Origin of the sequence: Dechloromonas denitrificans (assembly GCF_020510685.1) — a bacterium.
GTDB lineage: Bacteria > Pseudomonadota > Gammaproteobacteria > Burkholderiales > Rhodocyclaceae > Azonexus > Azonexus denitrificans_A.
In genome coordinates this window covers 1,258,819-1,279,954 of the sequence record NZ_CP075185.1, presented here as the reverse complement: position 1 = coordinate 1,279,954, position 21,136 = coordinate 1,258,819, and the positions used below count along the sequence as shown (strand labels likewise).

The following is a 21,136-nucleotide window of genomic DNA, read 5'->3' as shown; positions in this document are numbered from 1 at the left end:
GCCTCGGGCGCTCATTGAACGGTAATACGTGATCCGCAAACTCATTTCCCGCGTTTTTGGTGGCAAGAAGCCCTCGGCCAACCACCACGAGCCCGCTGTCATTCCCGTCTCCACCCACGGCATCACCCGTGACCGCATCAGCGTCGGCAGCCGGCGCACCTGCGAAACCCTGCAGCAGCATGGCCACAAGGCCTACGTCGTCGGCGGCGCTGTGCGCGACCTGCTGATCGGCGCCGAGCCGAAGGATTTCGACATCGCCACCGATGCCACGCCGGAAGAAGTACGCCACGCCTTCCGCCGCTCGCGCATCATCGGCCGCCGCTTCCAGATCGTCCATGTGATGATGGGGCAGGAGACGATGGAGGTCACCACCTTCCGCGGCACGCTGGGCGCCGACACCAAGACCGACGAACATGGCCGGGTGCTGCACGACAACGTCTTCGGCAGTCAGGCCGAAGATGCCGCCCGCCGCGACTTCACGGCCAACGCGCTGTATTACGATCCGATCACCGAGGCGGTCATCGACTATCACCATGGTGTCGGCGACCTCAAGCAAAGAACCCTGCGCATGATCGGCGAGCCGCGCGCCCGCTACCGCGAAGACCCGGTGCGCATGCTGCGCGCCGTGCGCCTCGCCGCCAAGCTCGGCCTGACGATCGACCCGGCGGCCAGCAAGCCGATCCGCGAAATGGCCGGCCTGCTCGAAAACGTGCCGGCCGCCCGCCTGTTCGACGAAATGTTGAAGCTGCTGACCTCCGGCCACTCGGTCAAATGCATCACCCAGTTGCGCGACGAAGGCCTGCATCACGGCCTGCTGCCGATGCTCGACGTGATTCTCGAACAGCCGATGGGCGAAAAATTCGTGATGGCCTCGCTGGCCAACACCGATACCCGCGTCCGCCAAGGCAAGGGCGTCTCGCCGGGCTTCCTGTTCGCCACGCTGCTCTGGCACGAAGTGCTGGCGCACTGGGAAAAGCTCAAGGCCAAGGGCGAACCGAAGATCCCGGCGCTGCATCAGGCGATGGATACGGTGATCGAGGTGCAGGGCGAAAAGCTCGCCATCACCCGCCGTATCGCCGGCGACATCAAGGACATCTGGGCCCTCCAGCCGCGCTTCGAACAGCGCGCCGGCAAGCGCCCCTACGGCCTGCTCGAACAGCCGCGCTTCCGGGCCGGTTACGACTTCCTGCTGCTGCGTGCCGAATCCGGCGAAATCGACATGGAACTGGCCGAGTGGTGGACGCGCTTCCAGAATGTCGATGGCGACAAGCGCGCCGAGATGCTGATGCCGGAACAGGCGGCCGACAAGAAACGCCGGCGCCGCCGCAAGAAACCGGCCGAAACCGCCGCCGAATGAACACGGCCTACGTCGCGCTCGGCGCCAATCTCGGCGACCCGGCCGCCACTGTCCGCGCCGCCTTCGGGGCGCTGGCCAATCTGCCGGAAAGCCGTGTCGCGCAATGCTCCTCGCTTTATCGCACGGCGCCGGTCGGCAAGCTTGATCAGCCGGAGTTCGTCAACGCCGTCGCCCGGCTGGAAACGACACTGGCCCCGGAAGCGCTGCTCGACGCACTACATGAGTTGGAGCAGCGCTTCGGCCGCGTCCGCGCCGAGAAAGACGGGCCACGGACGCTTGATCTCGACCTGCTGCTCTACAACGACCACTTTCTCGACCTGCCGCGTCTGACCCTGCCGCACCCGCGCTTGCACCTGCGCGCCTTCGTCCTCTACCCGCTGGCCGAAATCGCCCCCCAGCTGATCATTCCCGGGCGCGGCGCCATCGCCGCCTGGCTGCCGGCCGTCGCCAACCAGGGTATCGTCAAGCTGTGAACCTGTTCGGTTTCAACATCCCCGTACTCTGGCAGACGGTGGTGCTGCTGGCCCTGTCGAACGTCTTCATGACTTTCGCCTGGTATTCGCACCTCAAGCATCTCAACGAAAAGCCGTGGTGGATCGCCGCGCTGATTTCCTGGGGCATCGCGCTCTTCGAATACCTGATCCAGGTGCCGGCCAATCGCATCGGCCATACCGAAATGAGCCTCGGCCAGTTGAAGATTCTGCAGGAAGTCATCACCCTCGCCGTCTTCGTTCCCTTCGTCGTTTTTTACATGGACCAGCCACTCAAGCTTGACTACTTGTGGGCGGCTCTGTGTATCCTAGGCGCCGTCTATTTCGTTTTCAGGACTTGAATGTCTGCCCAAACCATCACCCGCCGCCTGACCCAGGCCGACCTCGCCAAGCTCTACGCCGCCGGCGAAAAAGTCGTCATGTTCACCTGTTACGACGCCAGCTTTGCCCGTCTGCTTGACGGTGCCGGCGTCGAATCCCTGCTGATCGGCGACTCGCTGGGCAATGTCATCCAGGGCCACGACACCACGCTGCCTGTCACTGTCGCCGACATCGCCTACCATACCGCCGCTGTCAAGCGCGGCTCGGATCGCGCCTTCATCATTGCCGACATGCCGTTCGGCAGCTATCAGGAATCGCCGGAACAGGCCTTCCGCAACGCCGTCACGCTGATGGCGGCCGGCGCCCAGATGGTCAAGCTGGAAGGCGGCCAGGACATGGCCCGGACCGTCGAATTCCTCACCCAGCGCGGCATCCCGGTCTGCGGCCACCTCGGCCTGACACCACAATCGGTGCATGCGCTGGGCGGCTACAAGGTCCAGGGCAAGGGCGAAGCCGCCGCGCAACGCCTGAAGGACGACGCCCTGGCCCTGCAAAATGCCGGCGCGACGATGCTCGTTCTTGAAGCCATTCCCGCCGTGCTGGCCGGCGAAGTCACCGCCGGCCTGGGCATCATCACCATCGGCATCGGCGCCGGCAAGGATTGTTCCGGCCAGGTCCTGGTAGTGCACGACGCGTTCGACATCCCGCCGGGCAAGAAAGCCAAATTCGTCCGCAATTTCATGGCCGGCGCCAGCAGCATCGCCGACGCCGCCAGCCTTGCCGTTGCCGCCATCAAGGACGGCAGCTACCCCGCCCCCGAACACACTTACGCCGCTTAACACCATGCAAATCCATTCCTCCGTCGCCGACCTGCGGGCGGCGCTCCAGGGGCGCGCTCGCGTCGTTTTTGTGCCGACCATGGGCAACCTCCACGCCGGCCACATCAGCCTGATGGAACAGGCGCGCGCCCACGGCGACACCGTGGTCGCCAGCATCTTCGTCAATCGCCTGCAATTCGGCCCGAACGAGGATTTCGACCAATACCCGCGGACCCTGCAGGCCGATGCCGAGAAGCTGGCCGCGGCCGGCGTCGACGTGCTGTTCGCGCCGGGCGAGGCCGATCTCTACCCCGAGCCGCAGGAATATGTCGTCGAACCGCCGGCCATCCAGCATCAACTCGACGGCGAGTTCCGCCCCGGCCATTTTCGCGGTGTCGCCACCGTGGTTCTCAAGCTGTTCAACATCGTCCAGCCGCAGGCCGCCCTGTTCGGCAAGAAGGACTACCAGCAGTTGATGGTCCTGCGCAACATGGCCCGTCAGCTGGCGCTGCCTATCAACATCGTCGGCGGCGAAACGGTACGGGCCGAGGACGGCCTCGCCTTGTCGTCGCGCAATGCCTACCTGAGTCCGGCCGAGCGCAACGAAGCGCCGCGCCTGTATCGCGAGCTGAACAAGATCCGCGACGCCATCCGGGCCGGCGAAAGCGACACGACCAAGCTGGAAGAAGCCGCCGTGGCTGCATTGACCGCCGCCGGCTGGAAACCCGACTATGTTGCAGTGCGGCAACAGTCCGACCTGGCCGCACCCAAGGGTACAAACCTCCCGCTGGTGGCGCTGGCCGCCTCCCGGCTCGGGACCACCCGGCTCATTGATAACATTGAAATTTGAGGCGTTTTTTGGTGCCGACCAAAGCCGTTGACAGGGGGGCTATTGTCGCTACAATGCCCTTCCCCCAACTTCTGGATGAGTGGAACCATGCAGAGAACGATGCTGAAATCCAAGTTGCACCGCGTGACGACCACCCACGCCGACCTGCACTACGAGGGTTCCTGCGCCATTGATGAAGACCTGCTCGAAGCGGCCAACATCAAGGAATACGAACAGATCGACATCTGGAACGTAAACAACGGTGAGCGTTTCACCACCTATGCCATTCGCGCCGAGCGCGGTTCCGGCGTCATCTCCGTCAACGGTTCGGCCGCCCGCCGCGCCGCCCCGGGCGACATCCTGATCATCGCCACCTTTGCCGTATACAACGAGATCGAACTGGCCAAGCACGAGCCGGATCTGATCTACGTCGATACGCAGAACCGCATCACCCGCCACGGCCACAAGATCCCGACGCAAGCTGCCGCTGCCTGATCGCTCGGCCGCAACGCCCGCCGCCAGTCATTTGCCGAACGAGGCCGAACCGCATGGTTCGGCCTTTTTTGTCTGGCCGGCCCGGCAAGGTGGACCGCCGACCGCCCGGCCGTTAAGATTGCCGGATGAACACACGTATCCTGCTCGTCGAAGACGACGAACGGCTGGCCGAACTGACCGCCGAATACCTCACCAAGAATGACCTGACGGTCAGCATCGAGCCCCGTGGCGACACGGCCGAGACGCGCATTCTGGCCGAACAGCCCGACCTGGTCATTCTCGACGTCATGCTGCCGGGCAAGGACGGCTTCGAGGTCTGCCGGGCCGTCCGGCCGCAATACCGCGGCGTAATCCTGATGCTGACCGCCCGCGACGAAGATTTCGACCAGATTCTCGGCCTCGAAATGGGCGCCGACGACTACATTGCCAAACCGGTTCAACCGCGCGTGCTGCTCGCCCGCATCAAGGCACTGTTGCGCCGCCTGCCGGTGGCCAGCGACAGTCAGGGCAGCGAAACCGAAGCGATGGTCTTCGGCCAGTTCCGGATCAGCCAGTCAACGCGGACCGCCTCGCTGGGCGGCACCAGCATCGACCTGACCACCGCCGAATTCGACCTGCTCTGGCTGCTCGCCTCGCATGCCGGCAACGTGCTATCGCGCGACGACCTGCTGCAGGAACTGCGCGGTATCGGCTTCGACGGCCTGGATCGTTCGATCGACGCGCGCATCTCGCGGCTGCGCAAGAAACTGAACGACGACCCGGACAATCCGACCCGCATCAAGACGGTGCGCGGCAAAGGCTATCTGTTCAGCAAGCATGACTGGAACTGACCCCGGAGAGCTGGCCGAGAAAGAGCGCAATCACGGCCTCGCCCGGTCGCTCTTTCGCGTTTCGCTGCCGCGCTGGCGGGGTGGACGCTACAGCCTGTCGAAGCTGTTCTTCAATTTCTACCTGCTGGCGATGGGCTCCTTCGTGGCCATCGCCTTCACCGCCGACTTCGTCATTTCGACCGCCCAGCGCGGCATCACCGACGACTATGCACGGCGCTTCATGCGCGGCACGATCACGCTGATCGAAGACGAACTGGCGCGCCAACCGCGCAGCACCTGGCCGCACAAGATCAAGCAGATCGACGACAAGTTCTCCTATCGCCTCGGCATCGTCGAGCGCATCACGCTCGACCGGACGCTGACCCCCTACCAGGTCGACAAGCTCGACGCCGGCGACATTGCCATCGATCACGATGGCGACATCATGTACCACCGGCTGGGCACCAGCAGCCAGGTCCTCGTGGTCGGGCCGCTCGCCTCGAACCGCAATCCGGAGCTGAAGGACCGCCTGCCGCTCGAATTGCGCCTGCGGTTGCTGACCTGGAGCCTGACCGGCCTGATTTTCGGTATCGCCCTGTGGTTCTGGGTCCGCCCGGTCTGGCGCGACCTCGAATCCCTGCGCCAGACAGCCCGCGACCTCGGCGACGGCGACTTCGAGGCACGCTCCCCGCCGGCCCGCAGCCAGCTCTTCTCGTCGCTCTCGGAGACCATGAACAGCATGGCCGAGCGCGTTCAGCAACTGCTCGCCACCCACCGCGAGCTTTCCTGCGGCATCTCGCACGAATTGCGCACACCGATCGCCCGCATGCGCTTTGCGCTGGAAATGCTGGCCGAAACCGATGAACTGGCCGAGCGCCAGCGGCTGTGGGCGATGATGGAGGACGACCTGGACGAGCTCGACCACCTGATCGATACCAGCCTGACCTATGCCCGTTTCGAGCGGGAAGCCCCGGAACCGCATTTCTCCAGCGTGCGCTTCGCCGAGTGGCTGACCCAGGAGGTCGATTCGGTGCGTCTGCTCGGCCGCAAGCTGTCGGTCACGGTGGATACCGGGAAATTGCCGGAAAACCTCAACGTCGATCTCGACCGCAAGGCGATGCCTTACGCCCTGCGCAATCTGCTGCGCAACGCGTTCAAATACGCCAGCCAGCAAATCCGGGTCAGTGCCGAAATGATCGACGACCGCATCCTGATCCACGTCGACGACGACGGCATCGGCATCCCGCCGGCTGAGCGCGAGCATATTTTCTCAGCCTTCACCCGTCTCGACCGGTCGCGCGACCGCGCCACCGGCGGCTACGGCCTCGGTCTGGCGATTGCCCGCCGGGTACTCGAACTCCATGGCGGCAGCGCCACGGCGGATGCCGCACCGCTCGGCGGCGCGCGCTTTACGCTGTGCTGGAAAGCGCACCAGTAACGCCCCTGCCGGCGCCGTTACAAAGCGTCATCAAAGATCAAACCCTGTTACGGCGCGGCAACGCTTGCGCAACAGACGCCTGGCCGGCCCCTCCGTAAAATGCAAGGCATTGAAGAACAACAAGCCCGGCAAGAGGAGAAACAGGAAATGATCGAAATGACTATCAAAGAATTTATGGATGCCGCCCGCCTCTACCTTTTCGGCATGCCGCCGGCTCCCCAGCCGGTCCTCGCCAGAATTCCGGCCCGCCCGATCCGCTAATGTCCATGGCCGACCATCTGCCCATCAGCGAAAGCCTGGGCGTCTTTGTCGGAGTTTCCGGCTTTGACTGGCTGGCGGAAGGACAGGCCGAACCGCTGAAGGCGGTCCTTGCGGCGATTGCCACCGGGGCGGTGATCATGGTCAGGCGACACTGGTTGCAAAAGCATCGCAAGGATTAAGCGACAGATTTACCCCCTCGAAATCCCCCCTTTCGAGACCTCCCTGTTACCCCGCCTTCGTGGCGGGGTTTTTTTTGGGCTGGAGGTCAGGCAGGAAATTGCTCTTGCATTTTGCCGGGGATCATCCAACATCACCCGTAACCCGCAAACAGGAGGCTCCCCCAATGAAATCCCGACTTGTCGTCTTGCTGCTGTTGATCACCACGCTGCTCTCGGGCTGCGGCTATAACCAGGTCCAGACCAATGACGAGGCGGTCAGCGCCGCCTGGTCCGAAGTGCTCAACCAGTACAAGCGGCGCGCCGACCTGATTCCCAATCTGGTGTCCATCGTCCAGGGCTACGCCGCACATGAGAAGGAAGTCCTGACCAAGGTTACCGAAGCGCGCGCCAGTGTTGCCGGGATGAAGGCAACGCCGGAACTGGTCAATGACGAAGCCGCTTTCGCCAAATTCCAGAAGGCCCAGGCCGATCTCGGCGGCGCCCTGGCACGGCTGCTGGTGGTTGCCGAAAACTATCCGCAGCTGAAGGCCGACGCCAATTTCCGGGATTTGCAGGCGCAGGTCGAAGGCACGGAAAACCGCATCGCCGTAGCCCGCAATCGCTATATCAAGGCGGTCCAAGAGTACAACGTTTCGGTGCGCACCTTCCCGAACAACCTGACGGCAATGGCGATGGGCTGGAAACCGAAAGCCAACTTCACGGTCGAGGACGAGAAGGCCGTGGCGACGCCGCCGACCATCCGTTTCGACAACCCCGCCCCGGCGCCCGCCCGCTAAGTCTTTCGCATGCGCCGCCTGCTGGCCCTTCTGGCGCTCTGCCTGCCCGCCCTGCTGGCGGTTGCGGCGGCAGAAGCGGTGCCGATTCCGGCCCTGACGGCACGGGTCACCGATCTGACCGCCAGCCTCTCGGCGGCCCAGGCCGGCGAACTGGAAGCCCGGCTGGCCGCCTTCGAGGCCAAAAAAGGCAGCCAGGTCGTCGTCCTGGTGCTGCCGACGACGCAGCCGGAGCCGATCGAGCAATTTGGCATTCGCCTGCTCGATGCCTGGAAGATCGGCCGCAAGGGCATCGATGACGGGGCGATCCTGATCGTCGCCAAGGATGACCGACGCCTGCGCATCGAAGTCGGCTACGGCCTGGAAGGTGTGCTCAACGACGCCACCGCCAAACGGATCATCGACGAAACCATTACGCCGAAATTCAAGGCCGGCGACCTGCCGGGCGGCATCGCCGCCGGCGTCGACGCCATCCTTGCCGCCGTCGACCGGGAAGAACTACCGGCCGCCACAGCCCGCGCCAACAGTGCGGCCTCGGGTGGTGGCCGGCTGAATATCGACAGCTTCGGCGAAAACACCTGGCTGATCGGCCTCGGGATCATTGCCGTCGGCGGCGCCATCATCCGCTATTTTCTCGGCAACCTGCTCGGCTCGGGCGTCGTCGGCGGCGTCACGGCGGGGCTCGGCTGGCTGTTGACCGGAAGTATCCTCGGCGCACTGGCCGGCGCGGCCATCGGCTTTTTTGTCGCCTTGCTCGGTCTCGATCTGTTGCTCAGCGGCCTGGCCAGTGGCGGGCGGGGCGGCAGTTCAGGGGGCGGCGGCTTCGGCGGTGGTGGTGGTTCGGGCGGCGGCGGTGGCGCCTCGGGGAGTTGGTAAATGACGATTAAACGCATTCTGCGGCACTGGCTGCTCCCGCCCTGGCTGGTCAGGCGCCGTTTTGGACCGGCCCTGCTGGCGGCCATCGCCGCGGCGATTGGCGAATCGGAAAAACTGCACCGCGGCGAACTGCGTTTCGTCATCGAAGGTCGTCTGTCGCTACTCCAGCTATTGCGCGGACTGAGCACGCGGCAACGGGCAATTGAGCAATTCGCCGACCAGGGGGTCGGCCATACCGCGGAACATAGCGGCATCCTGATTTACCTGCTGCTCGCCGAACGGCAGGTCGAAATCGTCGCCGATAGCGGCATTACGGCGAAGGTCGAACAGGCCGAGTGGGATGCGCTGTGCCACGGCATGACTGCACAGTTTGCCCAAGGGCATTACCGCGAGGGCGCGCTGCAGGGCATCGCGCAAGCCACCCGCCTGCTCTCCCGACACTTTCCGGCCGGGGCCGACAACCCGAACGAACTGGCCGACCCGCCGCTGCTCGTCTAATGCCGGGCATTCTTGGCCTCCGCCCAGGCTTGGCGCCGCTCCTGGCGCTGTGCCTGCTGCTGCCGCTGCCGGCCGGCGCGCTGCCCGGGCTGGCCGAGGTCAAAGCCGCCTACACCGCCTCCGAAGCCATGCTGCTGGCACGCGACGGCCGGCCGGTGCACCGTCTGCGCCTCGACAAGACGGTGCGGCGCCTGGCCTGGACACCGTATGCCGAGATTTCGCCGGCCCTGATTCGGGCGGTCATCGTGTCGGAAGACCAGCGTTTTCTCGAACACGAGGGAATCGACTGGCGGGCGGCCGGCAAGGCGGCCTGGACCAACTTCTGGGGCGGCCGGACGCGGGGCGCCAGCACCCTGACCATGCAACTGGCCGGGCTGATCGACGAAGATCGCCAGCAACGCGGCCGTCGCTCGGTTTTCGGCAAGATCTCGCAGTCCGCCGCCGCGCTGCGTCTTGAAAGTTTCTGGAGCAAGCGGCAGATCATCGAGGCTTACCTGAATCTGGTCAGCTTCCGCGGCGAATTGCAGGGGGTCGGCGCAATGAGCCGACAGTTGTTCGGCAAATGGCCGCATGGCCTGGACGAGCGCGAAGCAGCGCTGGCCGCCGCCCTGCTCCGCTCGCCGAACGCGGCACCGGGGCGGGTCGTCAAACGCGCCTGCAAGCTGCTGCAGGAAATGGACCGGGCCGGCGAATGCGCCGGCCTCGAAGGCTTTGCCGCACAGGCCCTGAACGGCGGTCTGCAGGACACGACGTCCGGCGACGGCGAACAATTGGCGCCGCATCTGGCCCGCAAGCTGCTCCAGCAGCCCGGCCAGGCCATCCGCTCGAGCCTCGATGCCGATTTGCAGCGTTTTGCCAGCGCCGCGCTGCGCCGCCACCTCGCTGCCCTGAACCGGCAGAACGTCGAGGATGGCGCGCTGCTGGTCATCGACAACGCCAGCGGCGAGATTCTCGCCTGGGTCGGTTCGAGCGGCGATCTGTCGGGCGCCGCCGAAGTCGATGGCGTGACGGCATTGCGTCAGGCCGGCTCGACGCTGAAGCCCTTCCTCTACGCGCAGGCCTTCGAGGCCCGCCAGCTGACGCCGGCCTCGCTGATCGAAGATGCTCCGCTGAGCCTCGATACCGGCAACGGTCTATACACCCCGCAAAATTATCAAGCGCATTACCAGGGCTGGGTCTCGGCGCGCCGCGCGCTGGCCGGCTCGCTGAATGTGCCGGCCGTCAAAACGCTCGTCCGCCTCGGGCCGGACCGCTTCCAGCAGCGCCTGAAAGAGACCGGCTTCGCCAGCCTGACGGAAAGCGGCGACTGGTACGGTTACAGCCTGGCCCTCGGTTCGGCCGACATTTCGCTGCTGATGCTGGCCAACGGCTACCGGACGCTGGCCAACGGCGGCGTCTGGTCGCCGCTGCGCGCCACGCCGGGCCAGGTTCCGCCCGCACAGCCCTGCCGAAACCAAGGCTGCGCGGGCGTTTTCAGCGGCAAGGTGCACGCCGCCTATCGGCCGGCCAGCGCTTTTCTGATTGGCGACATCCTGGCCGACCGCAGCGCCCGTGCCGCCACCTTCGGCCTCGAATCCTGGCTGGCCACGCCGTATTGGGCTGCCGTCAAGACCGGCACCAGCAAGGACATGCGCGACAACTGGTGCGCCGGCTATTCGCCTCGTTACACAGTCGCCGTCTGGGTCGGCAATGCCGGCGGCAGCCCGATGCACGATGTTTCCGGCATGTCCGGGGCGGCGCCGGTATGGCGCGAGGTGATGGACTGGCTGCACCGCGGCGAGACGACCAACGGCCGCCCCCGCCAGAGCAGCCGGCCGCCGGCCGCACCGGCCGGGATCGTGCGGATACCGATCCGCTTTGTGCCACCGCACGAGCCGCCGCGTGACGAATGGTTCGTCGCCGGCAGCGAAATGCCGGTGATCCGCGCCGCCCAGGCCGGTGCGCTGGCCCGCATCAGCTACCCGGCGGCCGGCAGCATCATCGCTCTCGACCCCGACATTCCGCCCCACCTGCAACGGATACCGCTCCGCCTCTCGGCCCCGGCCGCCCCAGGTTGGATCTGGCGCATCGACGGACAACGACTTGGAACCGCCGGTACCAACTCCCGCTGGCTGCCGCAACCGGGACGACACCGTCTGACGCTGGAAAACGGCGCGGGCGAGACACTCGACAGCGTCGTCCTCGACGTCCGCTCCCTGAAGGGACGCGGACGATAGCACGGTATATCCAGAACGCTTAACGGTGTAAATTGAGGTTACAAAATATCCATAACCTCAAGAAGGGGAATAATCATGTTCAGCATGAGCATTCGTGGGCGCCTGATTGCGCTCGTCACATTTCTTGCCGCAGCCCTGATCGTCACCGGCAGCATCAGTTTCTACATTGCCCGCAGCGCCGAGGCCGAAATCGAATCGATTTTCAAGCACGAGGCAGTGCCGATGCGCGAACTGGCCCGGATTCGTCGCCTGGTCGTTGAAAACAGCGGCCAGATATTCCGGGCCATGCAGCACAACCCCGGCACTGACTATGCCAAGCTGCACGACCACCCGGTCAGCGCGCACCTTGAAGTGATCGAGAAGAACCTGAAATGGATGGACGAGACCTTCGTTTCCTTCAAAGCCAATCTGCTGCCGGATAGCGAGGAACTGAAGCTTTTCCAGGAATTCGAGCCGCTCTACGCCCGCTATGCCAGCGAAGTCGTCCAGCCAACGATGACGGCGCTGGTCAACAGCGACTATTCGGCCGCCACCGTGGCGCATTTTCTGAAGGCCAACGCCCAGTTTGAAGCCAAAATAAACCCGTTGATGCGCAGCATCGCCGAGGCGCAGGAAAAGGCGGTCAAGGCAAGTTACGAAACCTCGACCGTCCAGAACCGGCGTTTCATCTGGATCTCCGTGGTCACGCTGGGTCTTGGCCTGCTGATCGGCCTGCTCATCGCCGTTCACACCATCCGTTCGATCACCCTGCCGCTCGACGAGATGCAGGCGCTGATCACCCGTGCCGCGCGCGACAAGGATTTCACCGGCAGCATTCGGATCCGCAGCCGGGATGAGGTCGGACTGACGGCCGAAGCGTTCAACGATTTGCTCAAGGCGTTGCAGCAAAGCCTGGGCGCCGTCCGTCATGAAATCATCAAGGTCGACGAAGCGACGGCCACGCTCTCCCAGGCCGCCAGCCAGGCGGCTCAGGCGTCGGCGGCGACCAGCGAGTCGTCGTCATCGATGGCGGCCTCGCTGGAAGAACTTTCGGTCAGCATCACCTCGGTATCCGACCACACCCGCGAGGCCCTGGCCCTGGCCAACCAGGCCGGCGAGCACTCGGAAACCGGGGGCAGCGTGATCGGCAGCGCGGTTTCCGCGATGGCCGCTATCGCCGTCGAGGTACGCAGCGTCGGCGCGACGATCAGCGAACTGGGCCAGCACTCCGATCGCATCTCCTCGGTGGTACAGGTGATCAAGGATGTCGCCGACCAGACCAACCTGCTCGCCCTGAATGCCGCCATCGAGGCGGCCCGGGCCGGCGAACAGGGACGCGGATTCGCGGTGGTGGCCGACGAGGTGCGCAAGCTTGCCGAACGGACGAGCAAGGCCACCGGCGAGATCGGCGGCATGATCGGCGACATCCAGAGCCGGTCGAAGAGCGCCGTGCTCGCCATGGACGGCGCCATCAGCCGGCTGGAAAACGGCTCGGAGCTGGCCAACCGGGCCGGCCAGGCGATTGCCGCGATTCGCAGCGCCAACAGCGAGGTCCAGCGCGTCTTTGCCGATATCGACGAGGCCATGCATGAGCAGGGTGCCGCCAGTTACGACATTGCCCAGAAGGTCGAGCAGGTCGCCCAGGCTTCCGAAGAAAGCAGCGTCAGCGTCGGCATCTCGGCCAGCGAAGCGGCCAATATCCGCGATCTGACCAACAGCATGCGGGCCACCGTCGAGCGCTTCAAAATCTGACGTCCCGCCAAGGCAGCCCACGCGCCGGCTGCCTTGTGGCAAACTCCGGCCCATGCACGCGCTCCCCCACCTCACCGCGATCGACTGGCTTTCGATAGCCATTTTCTTTGCCTGCTGGGCCGGCTATGCCTGGTTTTCCGAGCATAGCCAGAGCGGCTCCGCCGGCCTGATCGGAACCAGCCAGAGCTATCGCCTGCTGTGGGCCTTCCGCATGCTGGAACGGGACAACCGGGTGATGGATTCGACGCTGATCGGCAACCTGGTGACCAGCGTCTCCTTTTACGCCAACACCACCATCTACATCATCGCCGGCCTGGTCGCGGCGCTCGGCGCTTCCGACCGGCTCCTCAGTTTCACCACCGAGTTGCCTTTCGGCGGCGCCGGCAACCGCGAACTGCTCGAAATCAAGCTGATGCTGCTGCTGGCTTCCTTCGTCTTTGCCTATTTCAAATTCACCTGGTCGCTGCGCCAGTTCAACCTACTTTCCATCCTCGTCGGGGCCGCACCGCTGGGCAAGGCCGGCGAGCCCGGGATCGACACTTACGCCCACCAACTGGCGATCGCCAACAATCTGGCCGGCGACGATTTCAATCGCGGCATCCGTGCCTATTACTTCGGCCTGGCCGCTTCCGGCTGGCTGCTCCATCCGCTGGCCCTGGCCACGCTGGCCATCCTGGTGCTGATCGTGCTCTATCGCCGCGATTACCGCTCGGCCGCGCTGGCCATGCTGCGTCGCGGGCGCTGAAGACATGCAACGGCAAAGCCAGCTGGCCGGTATCGGCTTCGGCCTGCTGGCTTACGTCATCTGGGGCTTTTTCCCGCTCTATTTTCGGCAGCTGACGCACATTCTGCCGATGGATGTGCTGTCCAATCGTGCCGTCTGGGCCTGCGTCTTCGTCGGCATCCTGCTGACGCTGCGCGGCAGCTGGTCGAAAGTGGTCGCGGTTTTCCGAACGCCGCGCCAGTTCGCCATGCTGACGCTGGCCGCCCTGCTGGTCGGCAGCAACTGGCTGATCTTTCTCTGGGCGGTCGCCAATCAGCAGGTCGTCGCGTCCAGCCTCGGCTATTTCCTGACGCCGCTGATCAATGTCCTGCTCGGCCTCTTCGTACTCAAGGAGCGCCTGAACCGGCTGGAATGGATTTCGGTCGCCTTCGCCATTGCCGCGATCGCCAACGAGATCATCACCCTCGGCAGCCTGCCCTGGGTTTCGCTCCTGCTCGCCGCCACCTTCGGCACCTACGGGCTGGTGCGCAAGCAGGTGCCGGTCGACCCGCTGTCCGGTCTCTGGCTGGAAACGCTGGCGATGCTGCCGATCTGCGGCATCTACGCGCTCTGGCAGGCGGACAACGGCCATCTGGTTTTTGCCACCCACGACACCGCTACTGCCGCCTTGCTGATCGGCGCCGGCATCGTCACTGCCTTTCCGCTGATGGCCTTCGCCGCCGCCACCCAGCGCCTCGGCCTGGCCACCCTGGGCATGCTGATGTACATCAATCCGACCCTGCAATTCGTCACCGCCGTGTGGATCTTCGGCGAACCGATGCAGACGGAGCGGCTGATCAGTTTCGCCCTGATCTGGCTCGGCCTTTTCGTTTACAGCTGGAGTTTGTGGCAGAAATTCCGGCGACCGGCCTGATGCGCCGTCAGCTGATCTACGCCATCGTCTTCATCGAAGGCTTCTGCTCGCTCGGCGCCGAAGTCATCGCACTGCGCCGGCTGGTGCCGCATATCGGCAGTTCCATCGTCGTCACCGCGCCGACCATCGGCTTCTTCCTGCTCGCCCTGGCTCTCGGCTACGCCTCCGGCGCCAAGGTGGCGGCCAACTATCCGGCGGTCGTCGCCCGCAATTTCCTGATCTCAGCCGGTCTGGCCGGCCTCGGTCTGGCCGGCGTCACCGTCGATGGGCTGTTCGCCCACCTGCAACCGGCCTGGATCGCCTACCTCTTCTTCATCGGCGGCGTGCTCTGCCCGCTGGCCTGGTTGCTCGGCCAGACCGTGCCCATCCTGACCAACCTGATGAAGCATCAGCGCACCGGCGAGGCGAGCGGCATGGCGCTCTACTGGTCCACCCTCGGCTCCTTTCTCGGCTCGCTCAGCCTGTCGCTACTGGTCATGCAGTGGCTCGGCGTTTCCGCCGCCGCTTTCGCCTGCGCGCTGGGGCTACTGATCGGCACGCTGCTACTCACCGGGTTGCAGTGGAAAACGGTCTTTTTCTCGCTGGCGACCGCTGCCCTCGCCGCTGCGGTCAACCTGCAGCATCCGGTAACCGCCGATACCGCCTACGCCGAATACATCGTCGGCAATGTCGACCTGCCGGGCCAGCAAAACCCTCGCGCCTTGTGGGTGAACAAATCGGTCGCCTCACTACTCGACGATTCGCAACCGCCCAATTACACGCGCTACATCAAGCACCTGCGGCAGATCCTGCTCGACGATCTCGGTTTCAAAGACAAGGAAATACTCGTTCTCGGCGCCGGCGGCTTCACGCTATCCCACCGGGAGCCGCTGAATCGCTACACCTATGTCGATATCGACCCGGCGATCAGGGAGATCGCCGAGCGATACTTCCTGCACGAACCGGCGCGTGGCGAATTCATCGTCGACGATGCCCGCCGCTTCGTTGCGACCAGCGAGCGGCGCTTCGATGCCGTGGTGGTCGATGTTTACAGCTCGCACACCTCGATCCCCAGCCACCTCGTGACCCGCGAATTCTGGGCCGGCACCCGGCGCGTGCTGAAGCCGGACGGCATCCTGCTGGCTAACCTGATCCTCGACGGCAAGCTGGAAAGCCCTTATGCCCGCAACCTGCTGGCCACCATCGACAGCGTTTTCGGCCGTTGCGCCATTGCCGTGCTGCACAAGGCCAAACCTCTGGCCAACGTCGAAGTCAGCTGTTTCGCCAGCAGCCGCCCCGGGGAAACCGGCATCTATGTCGATGAGAAAAACCGGGCTGATCTCGACCGGGCGAGGTAAGTTCAGCCGAGTCGGCAGCGTCCGGGTTCATCCCCGGCGGCGCAAGGCCATGTGTGCCGTAACCATCTGCGGGATCTGCCGGTCGAGATCGGAATCTCTCTGGCAACCGAGCATCAGATACAGCAAGCCGCGTGCAAACGCCCAGGTATCGCGGGCCGCCGCCGACGGTTCGAGGCCTTCGCGCAAAAAACCCTGTTCAGCAGCCCGGCGATAGACCCGCTCCATTTTTTCCAGGAATTCCTTGGCCGGACGGGAAACATCCTCCTGCACACTGGCGAACTCATCGACATATTCGCAACGCGAGATCATGATTTCAAAAACCTCGCGCAGTGCCGCACAGTCATCCAGCATTCGGTAAAAATCCTTCAACGAGGCCTCGATGGCATCGAGCGGATTGTCATAGGCCTCGGACTGCATCAGCGCATCGGTCCGTTGGACCATCGGCCCAAAGACATCATCACGCATGGCAAAGAACAACTCGGCCTTGTCCTTGAAATGCCAGTACACCGCCCCGCGCGTGACACCGGCTTCCTTGGCGATCTTGTCCAGTGTTGACCGGCTGACGCCGCACTGGTGAAATACCGCACGCGCCGAATCGATGATGTCCTTGCGGGTTTTCTCCGCATCTTCCTTGGTTTTTCTAGCCATTGTCTCCCTCTCGGCCCAGTCGCATCACTCGGCCTCTGCAAACATCTCAAGTCGATCGGTTGATCGCCGAAAGAAATTTACATACATTCGTGATTGTATATAATAGCTCAAAATAACTCTCAATGGAGTACCCCAATGACTTCCGGAAACCTGCCGCGGCGCAAAGCCCTGTCACTCATCATCGGGGCCACCGCCCTCAGCGCCGCGCTGCTCGCCGGCTGCTCGGACAAAAAGCCCGCCGCCCCGGCAATGGGTCCGATGCCGGTCACCGTGCTCGAAGTCCAGCCGCAGCGCGTACCGTCCTCCATCGAAGTCATGGCGCAAACCGAAGGGGCGCGCGAAACCGAAGTGCGCGCCCGGGTTGGCGGCATTCTCGTCAAGCGCCTTTATCAGGAAGGCGAGACGGTCAAGGCTGGCCAACCACTGTTCCAGATTGACCGTTCGACCTACGAAATCGCACTGGCCGACGCCAAGGCCAAGGCCGAGCAGGCCAGCCGCGAAATGCATCGGCTGAAAGGCCTGATCGATGCCAAGGCAATCAGTCAACGCGAATACGACGACACCGTTTCTGCCAATGCCATTGCCCAGGCGGCACTGCATCAGGCCGAGCTGAACCTGTCCTGGACGACCGTCACCGCCCCGGTGGCAGGCACCACCGGCCGGGCCACGAAGTCGGAAGGCAGCCTGATCAGCATCGGTGCCGACAGCCTGCTCACATCGGTCTATCAGAGCAATCCGATCTGGGTCAGTTTCAGTCTGGGTGACAGCGATCTGGCCAAGCTGCCGAACGGCCGGGTCACTGCTACTAATGTCAGCGGGGTCGAACTGATCCAGGGCAATGGCACGGTCTATCCGAAGCCCGGCAAACTGAATTTCCTGGCCAGCAACATCGACACCACGCTCGGCACCCAGCAATTGCGGGCCGAATTCGAGAACCGCGACAACCAACTGCTGCCCGGCCAGTTCGTCCGCATCCGCCTGCTCACCGGCGAGCGCGACGGCGTCTTCCTGGTGCCGCAATCGGCCGTGGTGCAAACCGAGCAAGGCCCGATCCTGATGCTGGTCGGCGAAGGCGACAAGGTTGCGCCACGCCCGGTACAAGCCGGCGAGTGGTACGGCAAGGACTGGGTCATCCTCGGCGGACTGAAAGCCGGCGACAAGGTGATCATCGACAACCTGATCAAGCTGCGTCCCGGTGCACCGGTCGCCCCGCACCCGCCCGCCGCCCCTGCGGCGCCTGGCGCGCCGGCTGCGGAAAGTGCTGCCAAGCCGGCGGCCAAGGGCTAAGGGGTCGCCATGTCAAAATTCTTCATCAACCGACCTATTTTTGCGTCGGTCATCTCGATCATCATTGTCATCGCCGGGCTGGTCGCCGCCCAGGTGCTGCCGATCGCCCAATATCCGCAGATCGCCCCACCGACGGTACTGATTACCGCCACCTACCCGGGCGCTTCGGCTGAAACGCTGGCCAAGACGGTCGCTGCACCAATCGAGGAGCAGTTGAACGGGGTCGAGAATCTGCTTTATTTCACCTCCTCGGCCTCGGCCAACGGCTCGCTGACCATCACCGCCACCTTCGAGGTCGGCACCAATGTCGATGCCGCCTCGGTCAACGTCAACAACCGCGTCAAGGCGGCCGAACCACGGCTGCCGGAAGAAGTGCGGCGTAACGGCGTGATCGTCCAGAAGCGCTCGAACGACATTCTGAAAGTCATCGCGCTGGAGTCCGAGGAAAACCGTTTCAACACGCTTTTCCTGTCCAACTACGCCAGCCTGAACATTGTCGACGAGTTGAAACGGGTCAAGGGCGTCGGCGACGTCATCATTTTCGGTGCCCAGGACTACTCGATGCGCGTCTGGCTGAAGCCGGACCGGATGGCCCAGCTCGGTCTGACGACGAGCGAAGTCGCCGCGGCGATTCGCGCCCAGAACGCCCAGAATGCCGCCGGCAAGATCGGCCAACAACCGGCACCAAGCGACCAGATGCTGGCCTACACGGTGACCGCCAAGGGCCGCCTGCTGACCCCGGAAGAGTTCGGCAACATCGTCATTCGCGCCAGCGGCCCGAACGGCGTGCTCTATCTCAAGGACATCGCCCGCATCGAACTCGGCGCCTACAGCTACGACCAGAGCGTCAAGGTGGACGGCAAGCCGACCATCGGCATGGGCGTTTTCCTGCAGACCGGTGCCAACGCGCTGGAAGTGGCCAAGCTGGTCGAGAACAAGATGCAGGAGTTGAAAACGAAATTCCCGGAGGGCATGGGTTACATCACGCCTTTCGATACCACGCGCTTCGTTTCCGCCTCGATCAATGAAGTGGTCAAGACCCTGATCGAAGCCATGGTCCTCGTGCTGGCCGTCGTCTATATCTTCCTGCAAAGCTGGCGGGCCACACTGATCCCGATGGTCGCCGTGCCGATCTCGCTGATCGGCACCTTTGCCGGCCTCTGGCTGTTCGGTTTCTCGATCAATACGCTGACGCTGTTCGCGATGGTGCTGGCCATCGGCATCGTCGTCGACGATGCCATCGTCGTGCTGGAGAACGTCGAACGCCTGATGGCCGAGGAAAAGCTGTCGCCCCGGGATGCCGCCATCAAGGCCATGCACCAGGTTCAGGGCGCCCTGGTCGCCATCGTCCTGGTGCTCTGCGCGGTGTTTATTCCGGTCGCCTTCCTGGGCGGCATTGCCGGCCAGCTCTACAAACAGTTCGCAGTCACCGTCGCGGTCGCCGTCGTTCTTTCCGGCGTCGTCGCGCTGACCCTGACGCCGGCGCTGTGCGCCCTGCTGCTCAAGGCGCAGCATACGGAAAGCAAGCTGTTTGCGCCGTTCAACCGCCTGTTCGAGCGCTTTACCCGTTCCTACACCACGACGGTCGGCCTGACGCTAAAGCACGGCATCATTGGCGGCGTGATATTCGCGCTGGTGATCGGCGTGACGGTCTTTTTCTTCCGCATCATCCCCGGCAGCTTCGTCCCGGCCGAAGACCAGGGCTACCTGATTTCGGCACTGATGCTACCCGATGGCGCAACCCTGAAGCGCACCGAGCAGACCGGCGAGAACATCCGCAAGATGATCGGCAGCGATCCGGCCGTCCGGCACACTTTCGTCGTCTCCGGCTTCGACCTGATCGGCGGCGGCAACAAGCCCAACGCCGGCACCATCTTCATTCCGCTCAAGGACTGGAGCGAGCGCGAAGCCAAGGCGCAGGATCTGGCCGGCAAGTTCATGGGTATCGGCATGATGCAGCCGGACGGCATGGCGCTCGTCTTCAACCCGCCACCGATCATGGGCCTGGGTTCGGCCGGCGGTTTCGAGGTTTACCTGCAAAACCGCGTCGATGGCGATACCAAGCGACTCAACGAGGTGGCCCAGGCATTCATGGCCGAATTGCAGAAGCACCCTGAGTTCACCCGTATCTCCACCTTCTTCCGGCCGACCGTGCCGCAACTGTTCGTCGAAGTGGACGAACCGAAGGTGCTCGCCCTCGGCATCCCGCTGACCAGCGTCTATGAAGCCCTGCAAAGCACGATGGGCGCGCTCTACGTCAATGACTTCAACAAGGCCGGGCGGGTCTATCGCGTGCAGTTGCAGGCCGAGGCCAGCTACCGGATGAAACCGGAGGATCTCGGCAAGATCTACGTCCGCAGCACGACAACCCAGGCAATGATTCCGCTGTCGGCGATCAGCAAGGTGAAGAACGTCGTCGGTCCGGAGCAGGTCGAGCGCTTCAACGGCTTCGTCGCCGCCAAAATCATGGGCGACAGCAAGCCCGGCATCAGTTCCGGCGACGCCATCAAGATCGTCGAGGAAGTGGCTGCCGCCACGCTGCCCAGCGGCTTCGAAATTTCATGGACCGGTCAGGCCTTCCAGGAAAAACGCAGCTCGGGCTCGTCGCTCTATGCCTTCGGCTTCGCCATCATCATGGTCTTCCTGATCCTCGCCGCCCAGTACGAAAAGTGGTCGCTGCCGCTGGCCGTCATCATGGCTGTGCCTTTCGCGCTGATGGGTGCGCTGACCGCGATCTGGCTGCGCAACATGCCGAACGACATCTACTTCCAGATCGGCCTCGTCGTGCTGATCGGGCTGGCCTCGAAAAACGCCATCTTGATCGTCGAATTTGCCGCCCAGAAGTACGCCGAAGGGATGAACGTCGTCGATGCCGCGCTGGAAGCCGCCCGCCTGCGCCTGCGGCCGATCGTCATGACCTCGCTCGCCTTCGTGCTCGGCGTCTTCCCGCTGGTCAAGGCCAGCGGGGCCGGCGCCGCGGCCCGCCAGTCGATGGGGACCGGCGTCTTCGCCGGGATGATCGCCGCCACCTTCATCGCCACGATTTTCATTCCCCTCTTCTTCATGTGGCTGGAGCGCGGCAAGCAGATACTGCCGGCCGGCCACGACGATGTCGCCCACGCGGAGGAAAACTAA

General features: G+C 64.0%; 21 protein-coding genes. 20 read left to right on the top strand and 1 reads right to left on the bottom strand.

Annotated elements, in window-relative coordinates:
- Positions 1–28: 28 nt before the first annotated feature.
- The 18 genes from pcnB (at position 29) to KI611_RS06080 (ending at position 16,066) form a co-directional block, all read left to right on the top strand.
- Entirely contained in the window at positions 29–1,357 is a 1,329-nt protein-coding gene (gene pcnB / locus KI611_RS06165) for a polynucleotide adenylyltransferase PcnB (protein ID WP_226418948.1), read from the top strand.
- Positions 1,354–1,830 carry a 2-amino-4-hydroxy-6-hydroxymethyldihydropteridine diphosphokinase gene (gene folK / locus KI611_RS06160; RefSeq protein ID WP_226418947.1) on the top strand — a complete coding sequence of 159 codons (477 nt, stop codon included), beginning with the start codon at positions 1,354–1,356 and terminating at the stop codon, positions 1,828–1,830. The genes pcnB and folK overlap by 4 nt, the downstream gene beginning before the upstream one ends.
- Positions 1,827–2,189 carry a DMT family protein gene (locus tag KI611_RS06155; RefSeq protein WP_226418946.1) on the top strand — a complete coding sequence of 121 codons (363 nt, stop codon included), beginning with the start codon at positions 1,827–1,829 and terminating at the stop codon, positions 2,187–2,189. Before folK ends, KI611_RS06155 begins: the two co-directional genes overlap by 4 nt.
- Positions 2,190–3,008: a 3-methyl-2-oxobutanoate hydroxymethyltransferase gene (panB, locus tag KI611_RS06150; protein ID WP_226418945.1), complete on the top strand. Its 819-nt coding sequence runs from the start codon at positions 2,190–2,192 to the stop codon at positions 3,006–3,008.
- Between the two features lie 4 nt (positions 3,009–3,012).
- Positions 3,013–3,837, top strand: a complete 825-nt coding sequence (panC, locus tag KI611_RS06145; protein ID WP_226418944.1) for a pantoate--beta-alanine ligase — start codon at positions 3,013–3,015, stop codon at positions 3,835–3,837.
- A gap of 87 nt (positions 3,838–3,924) precedes the next feature.
- Positions 3,925–4,311, top strand: coding sequence for an aspartate 1-decarboxylase (gene panD, locus KI611_RS06140; protein ID WP_226418943.1), 387 nt, complete (start codon positions 3,925–3,927; stop codon positions 4,309–4,311).
- Between the two features lie 125 nt (positions 4,312–4,436).
- Positions 4,437–5,141 carry a winged helix-turn-helix domain-containing protein gene (locus tag KI611_RS06135; RefSeq protein WP_226418942.1) on the top strand — a complete coding sequence of 235 codons (705 nt, stop codon included), beginning with the start codon at positions 4,437–4,439 and terminating at the stop codon, positions 5,139–5,141.
- Positions 5,128–6,558, top strand: coding sequence for an ATP-binding protein (locus KI611_RS06130; RefSeq protein WP_226418941.1), 1,431 nt, complete (start codon positions 5,128–5,130; stop codon positions 6,556–6,558). The genes KI611_RS06135 and KI611_RS06130 overlap by 14 nt, the downstream gene beginning before the upstream one ends.
- A 99-nt stretch (positions 6,559–6,657) precedes the next feature.
- Positions 6,658–6,819, top strand: a complete 162-nt coding sequence (locus tag KI611_RS06125; protein WP_226418940.1) for a hypothetical protein — start codon at positions 6,658–6,660, stop codon at positions 6,817–6,819.
- The gene (locus tag KI611_RS06120; protein ID WP_226418939.1) at positions 6,819–6,998 is read left to right on the top strand and encodes a hypothetical protein; all 180 of its coding nucleotides are present in this window, start codon (positions 6,819–6,821) and stop codon (positions 6,996–6,998) included. Before KI611_RS06125 ends, KI611_RS06120 begins: the two co-directional genes overlap by 1 nt.
- A gap of 164 nt (positions 6,999–7,162) precedes the next feature.
- Complete coding sequence (locus tag KI611_RS06115; protein ID WP_226418938.1) at positions 7,163–7,774, top strand: LemA family protein; 612 nt, start codon at positions 7,163–7,165, stop codon at positions 7,772–7,774.
- Between the two features lie 9 nt (positions 7,775–7,783).
- Positions 7,784–8,647, top strand: a complete 864-nt coding sequence (locus tag KI611_RS06110; protein ID WP_226418937.1) for a TPM domain-containing protein — start codon at positions 7,784–7,786, stop codon at positions 8,645–8,647.
- Positions 8,648–9,145, top strand: a complete 498-nt coding sequence (locus tag KI611_RS06105; RefSeq protein WP_226418936.1) for a TPM domain-containing protein — start codon at positions 8,648–8,650, stop codon at positions 9,143–9,145. It begins immediately after the preceding gene.
- A gap of 29 nt (positions 9,146–9,174) precedes the next feature.
- Positions 9,175–11,361 (top strand): penicillin-binding protein 1C, encoded by a 2,187-nt coding sequence (gene pbpC, locus KI611_RS06100; RefSeq protein WP_226418935.1) that lies wholly within the window; start codon positions 9,175–9,177, stop codon positions 11,359–11,361.
- Between the two features lie 75 nt (positions 11,362–11,436).
- Complete coding sequence (locus tag KI611_RS06095) at positions 11,437–13,092, top strand: methyl-accepting chemotaxis protein (protein ID WP_226418934.1); 1,656 nt, start codon at positions 11,437–11,439, stop codon at positions 13,090–13,092.
- A gap of 52 nt (positions 13,093–13,144) precedes the next feature.
- A complete protein-coding gene (locus KI611_RS06090) occupies positions 13,145–13,837 on the top strand; it encodes a DUF599 domain-containing protein (protein ID WP_226418933.1) in 693 nt (230 codons plus the stop codon).
- A gap of 4 nt (positions 13,838–13,841) precedes the next feature.
- Positions 13,842–14,729, top strand: a complete 888-nt coding sequence (gene rarD / locus KI611_RS06085; protein WP_226418932.1) for an EamA family transporter RarD — start codon at positions 13,842–13,844, stop codon at positions 14,727–14,729.
- Positions 14,702–16,066 carry a fused MFS/spermidine synthase gene (locus KI611_RS06080; protein WP_226418931.1) on the top strand — a complete coding sequence of 455 codons (1,365 nt, stop codon included), beginning with the start codon at positions 14,702–14,704 and terminating at the stop codon, positions 16,064–16,066. The genes rarD and KI611_RS06080 overlap by 28 nt, the downstream gene beginning before the upstream one ends.
- A gap of 27 nt (positions 16,067–16,093) precedes the next feature.
- Here the strand turns inward: KI611_RS06080 and KI611_RS06075 are convergent, their stop codons facing one another.
- A complete protein-coding gene (locus KI611_RS06075) occupies positions 16,094–16,714 on the bottom strand; it encodes a TetR family transcriptional regulator (protein ID WP_226418930.1) in 621 nt (206 codons plus the stop codon).
- Between the two features lie 135 nt (positions 16,715–16,849).
- On the opposite strand from KI611_RS06075, the gene KI611_RS06070 reads away from it, so the two are divergent.
- Both KI611_RS06070 and KI611_RS06065 read left to right on the top strand, forming a co-directional pair.
- Complete coding sequence (locus KI611_RS06070) at positions 16,850–18,001, top strand: efflux RND transporter periplasmic adaptor subunit (protein ID WP_226418929.1); 1,152 nt, start codon at positions 16,850–16,852, stop codon at positions 17,999–18,001.
- A gap of 9 nt (positions 18,002–18,010) precedes the next feature.
- A complete protein-coding gene (locus KI611_RS06065; RefSeq protein ID WP_226418928.1) occupies positions 18,011–21,136 on the top strand; it encodes an efflux RND transporter permease subunit in 3,126 nt (1,041 codons plus the stop codon).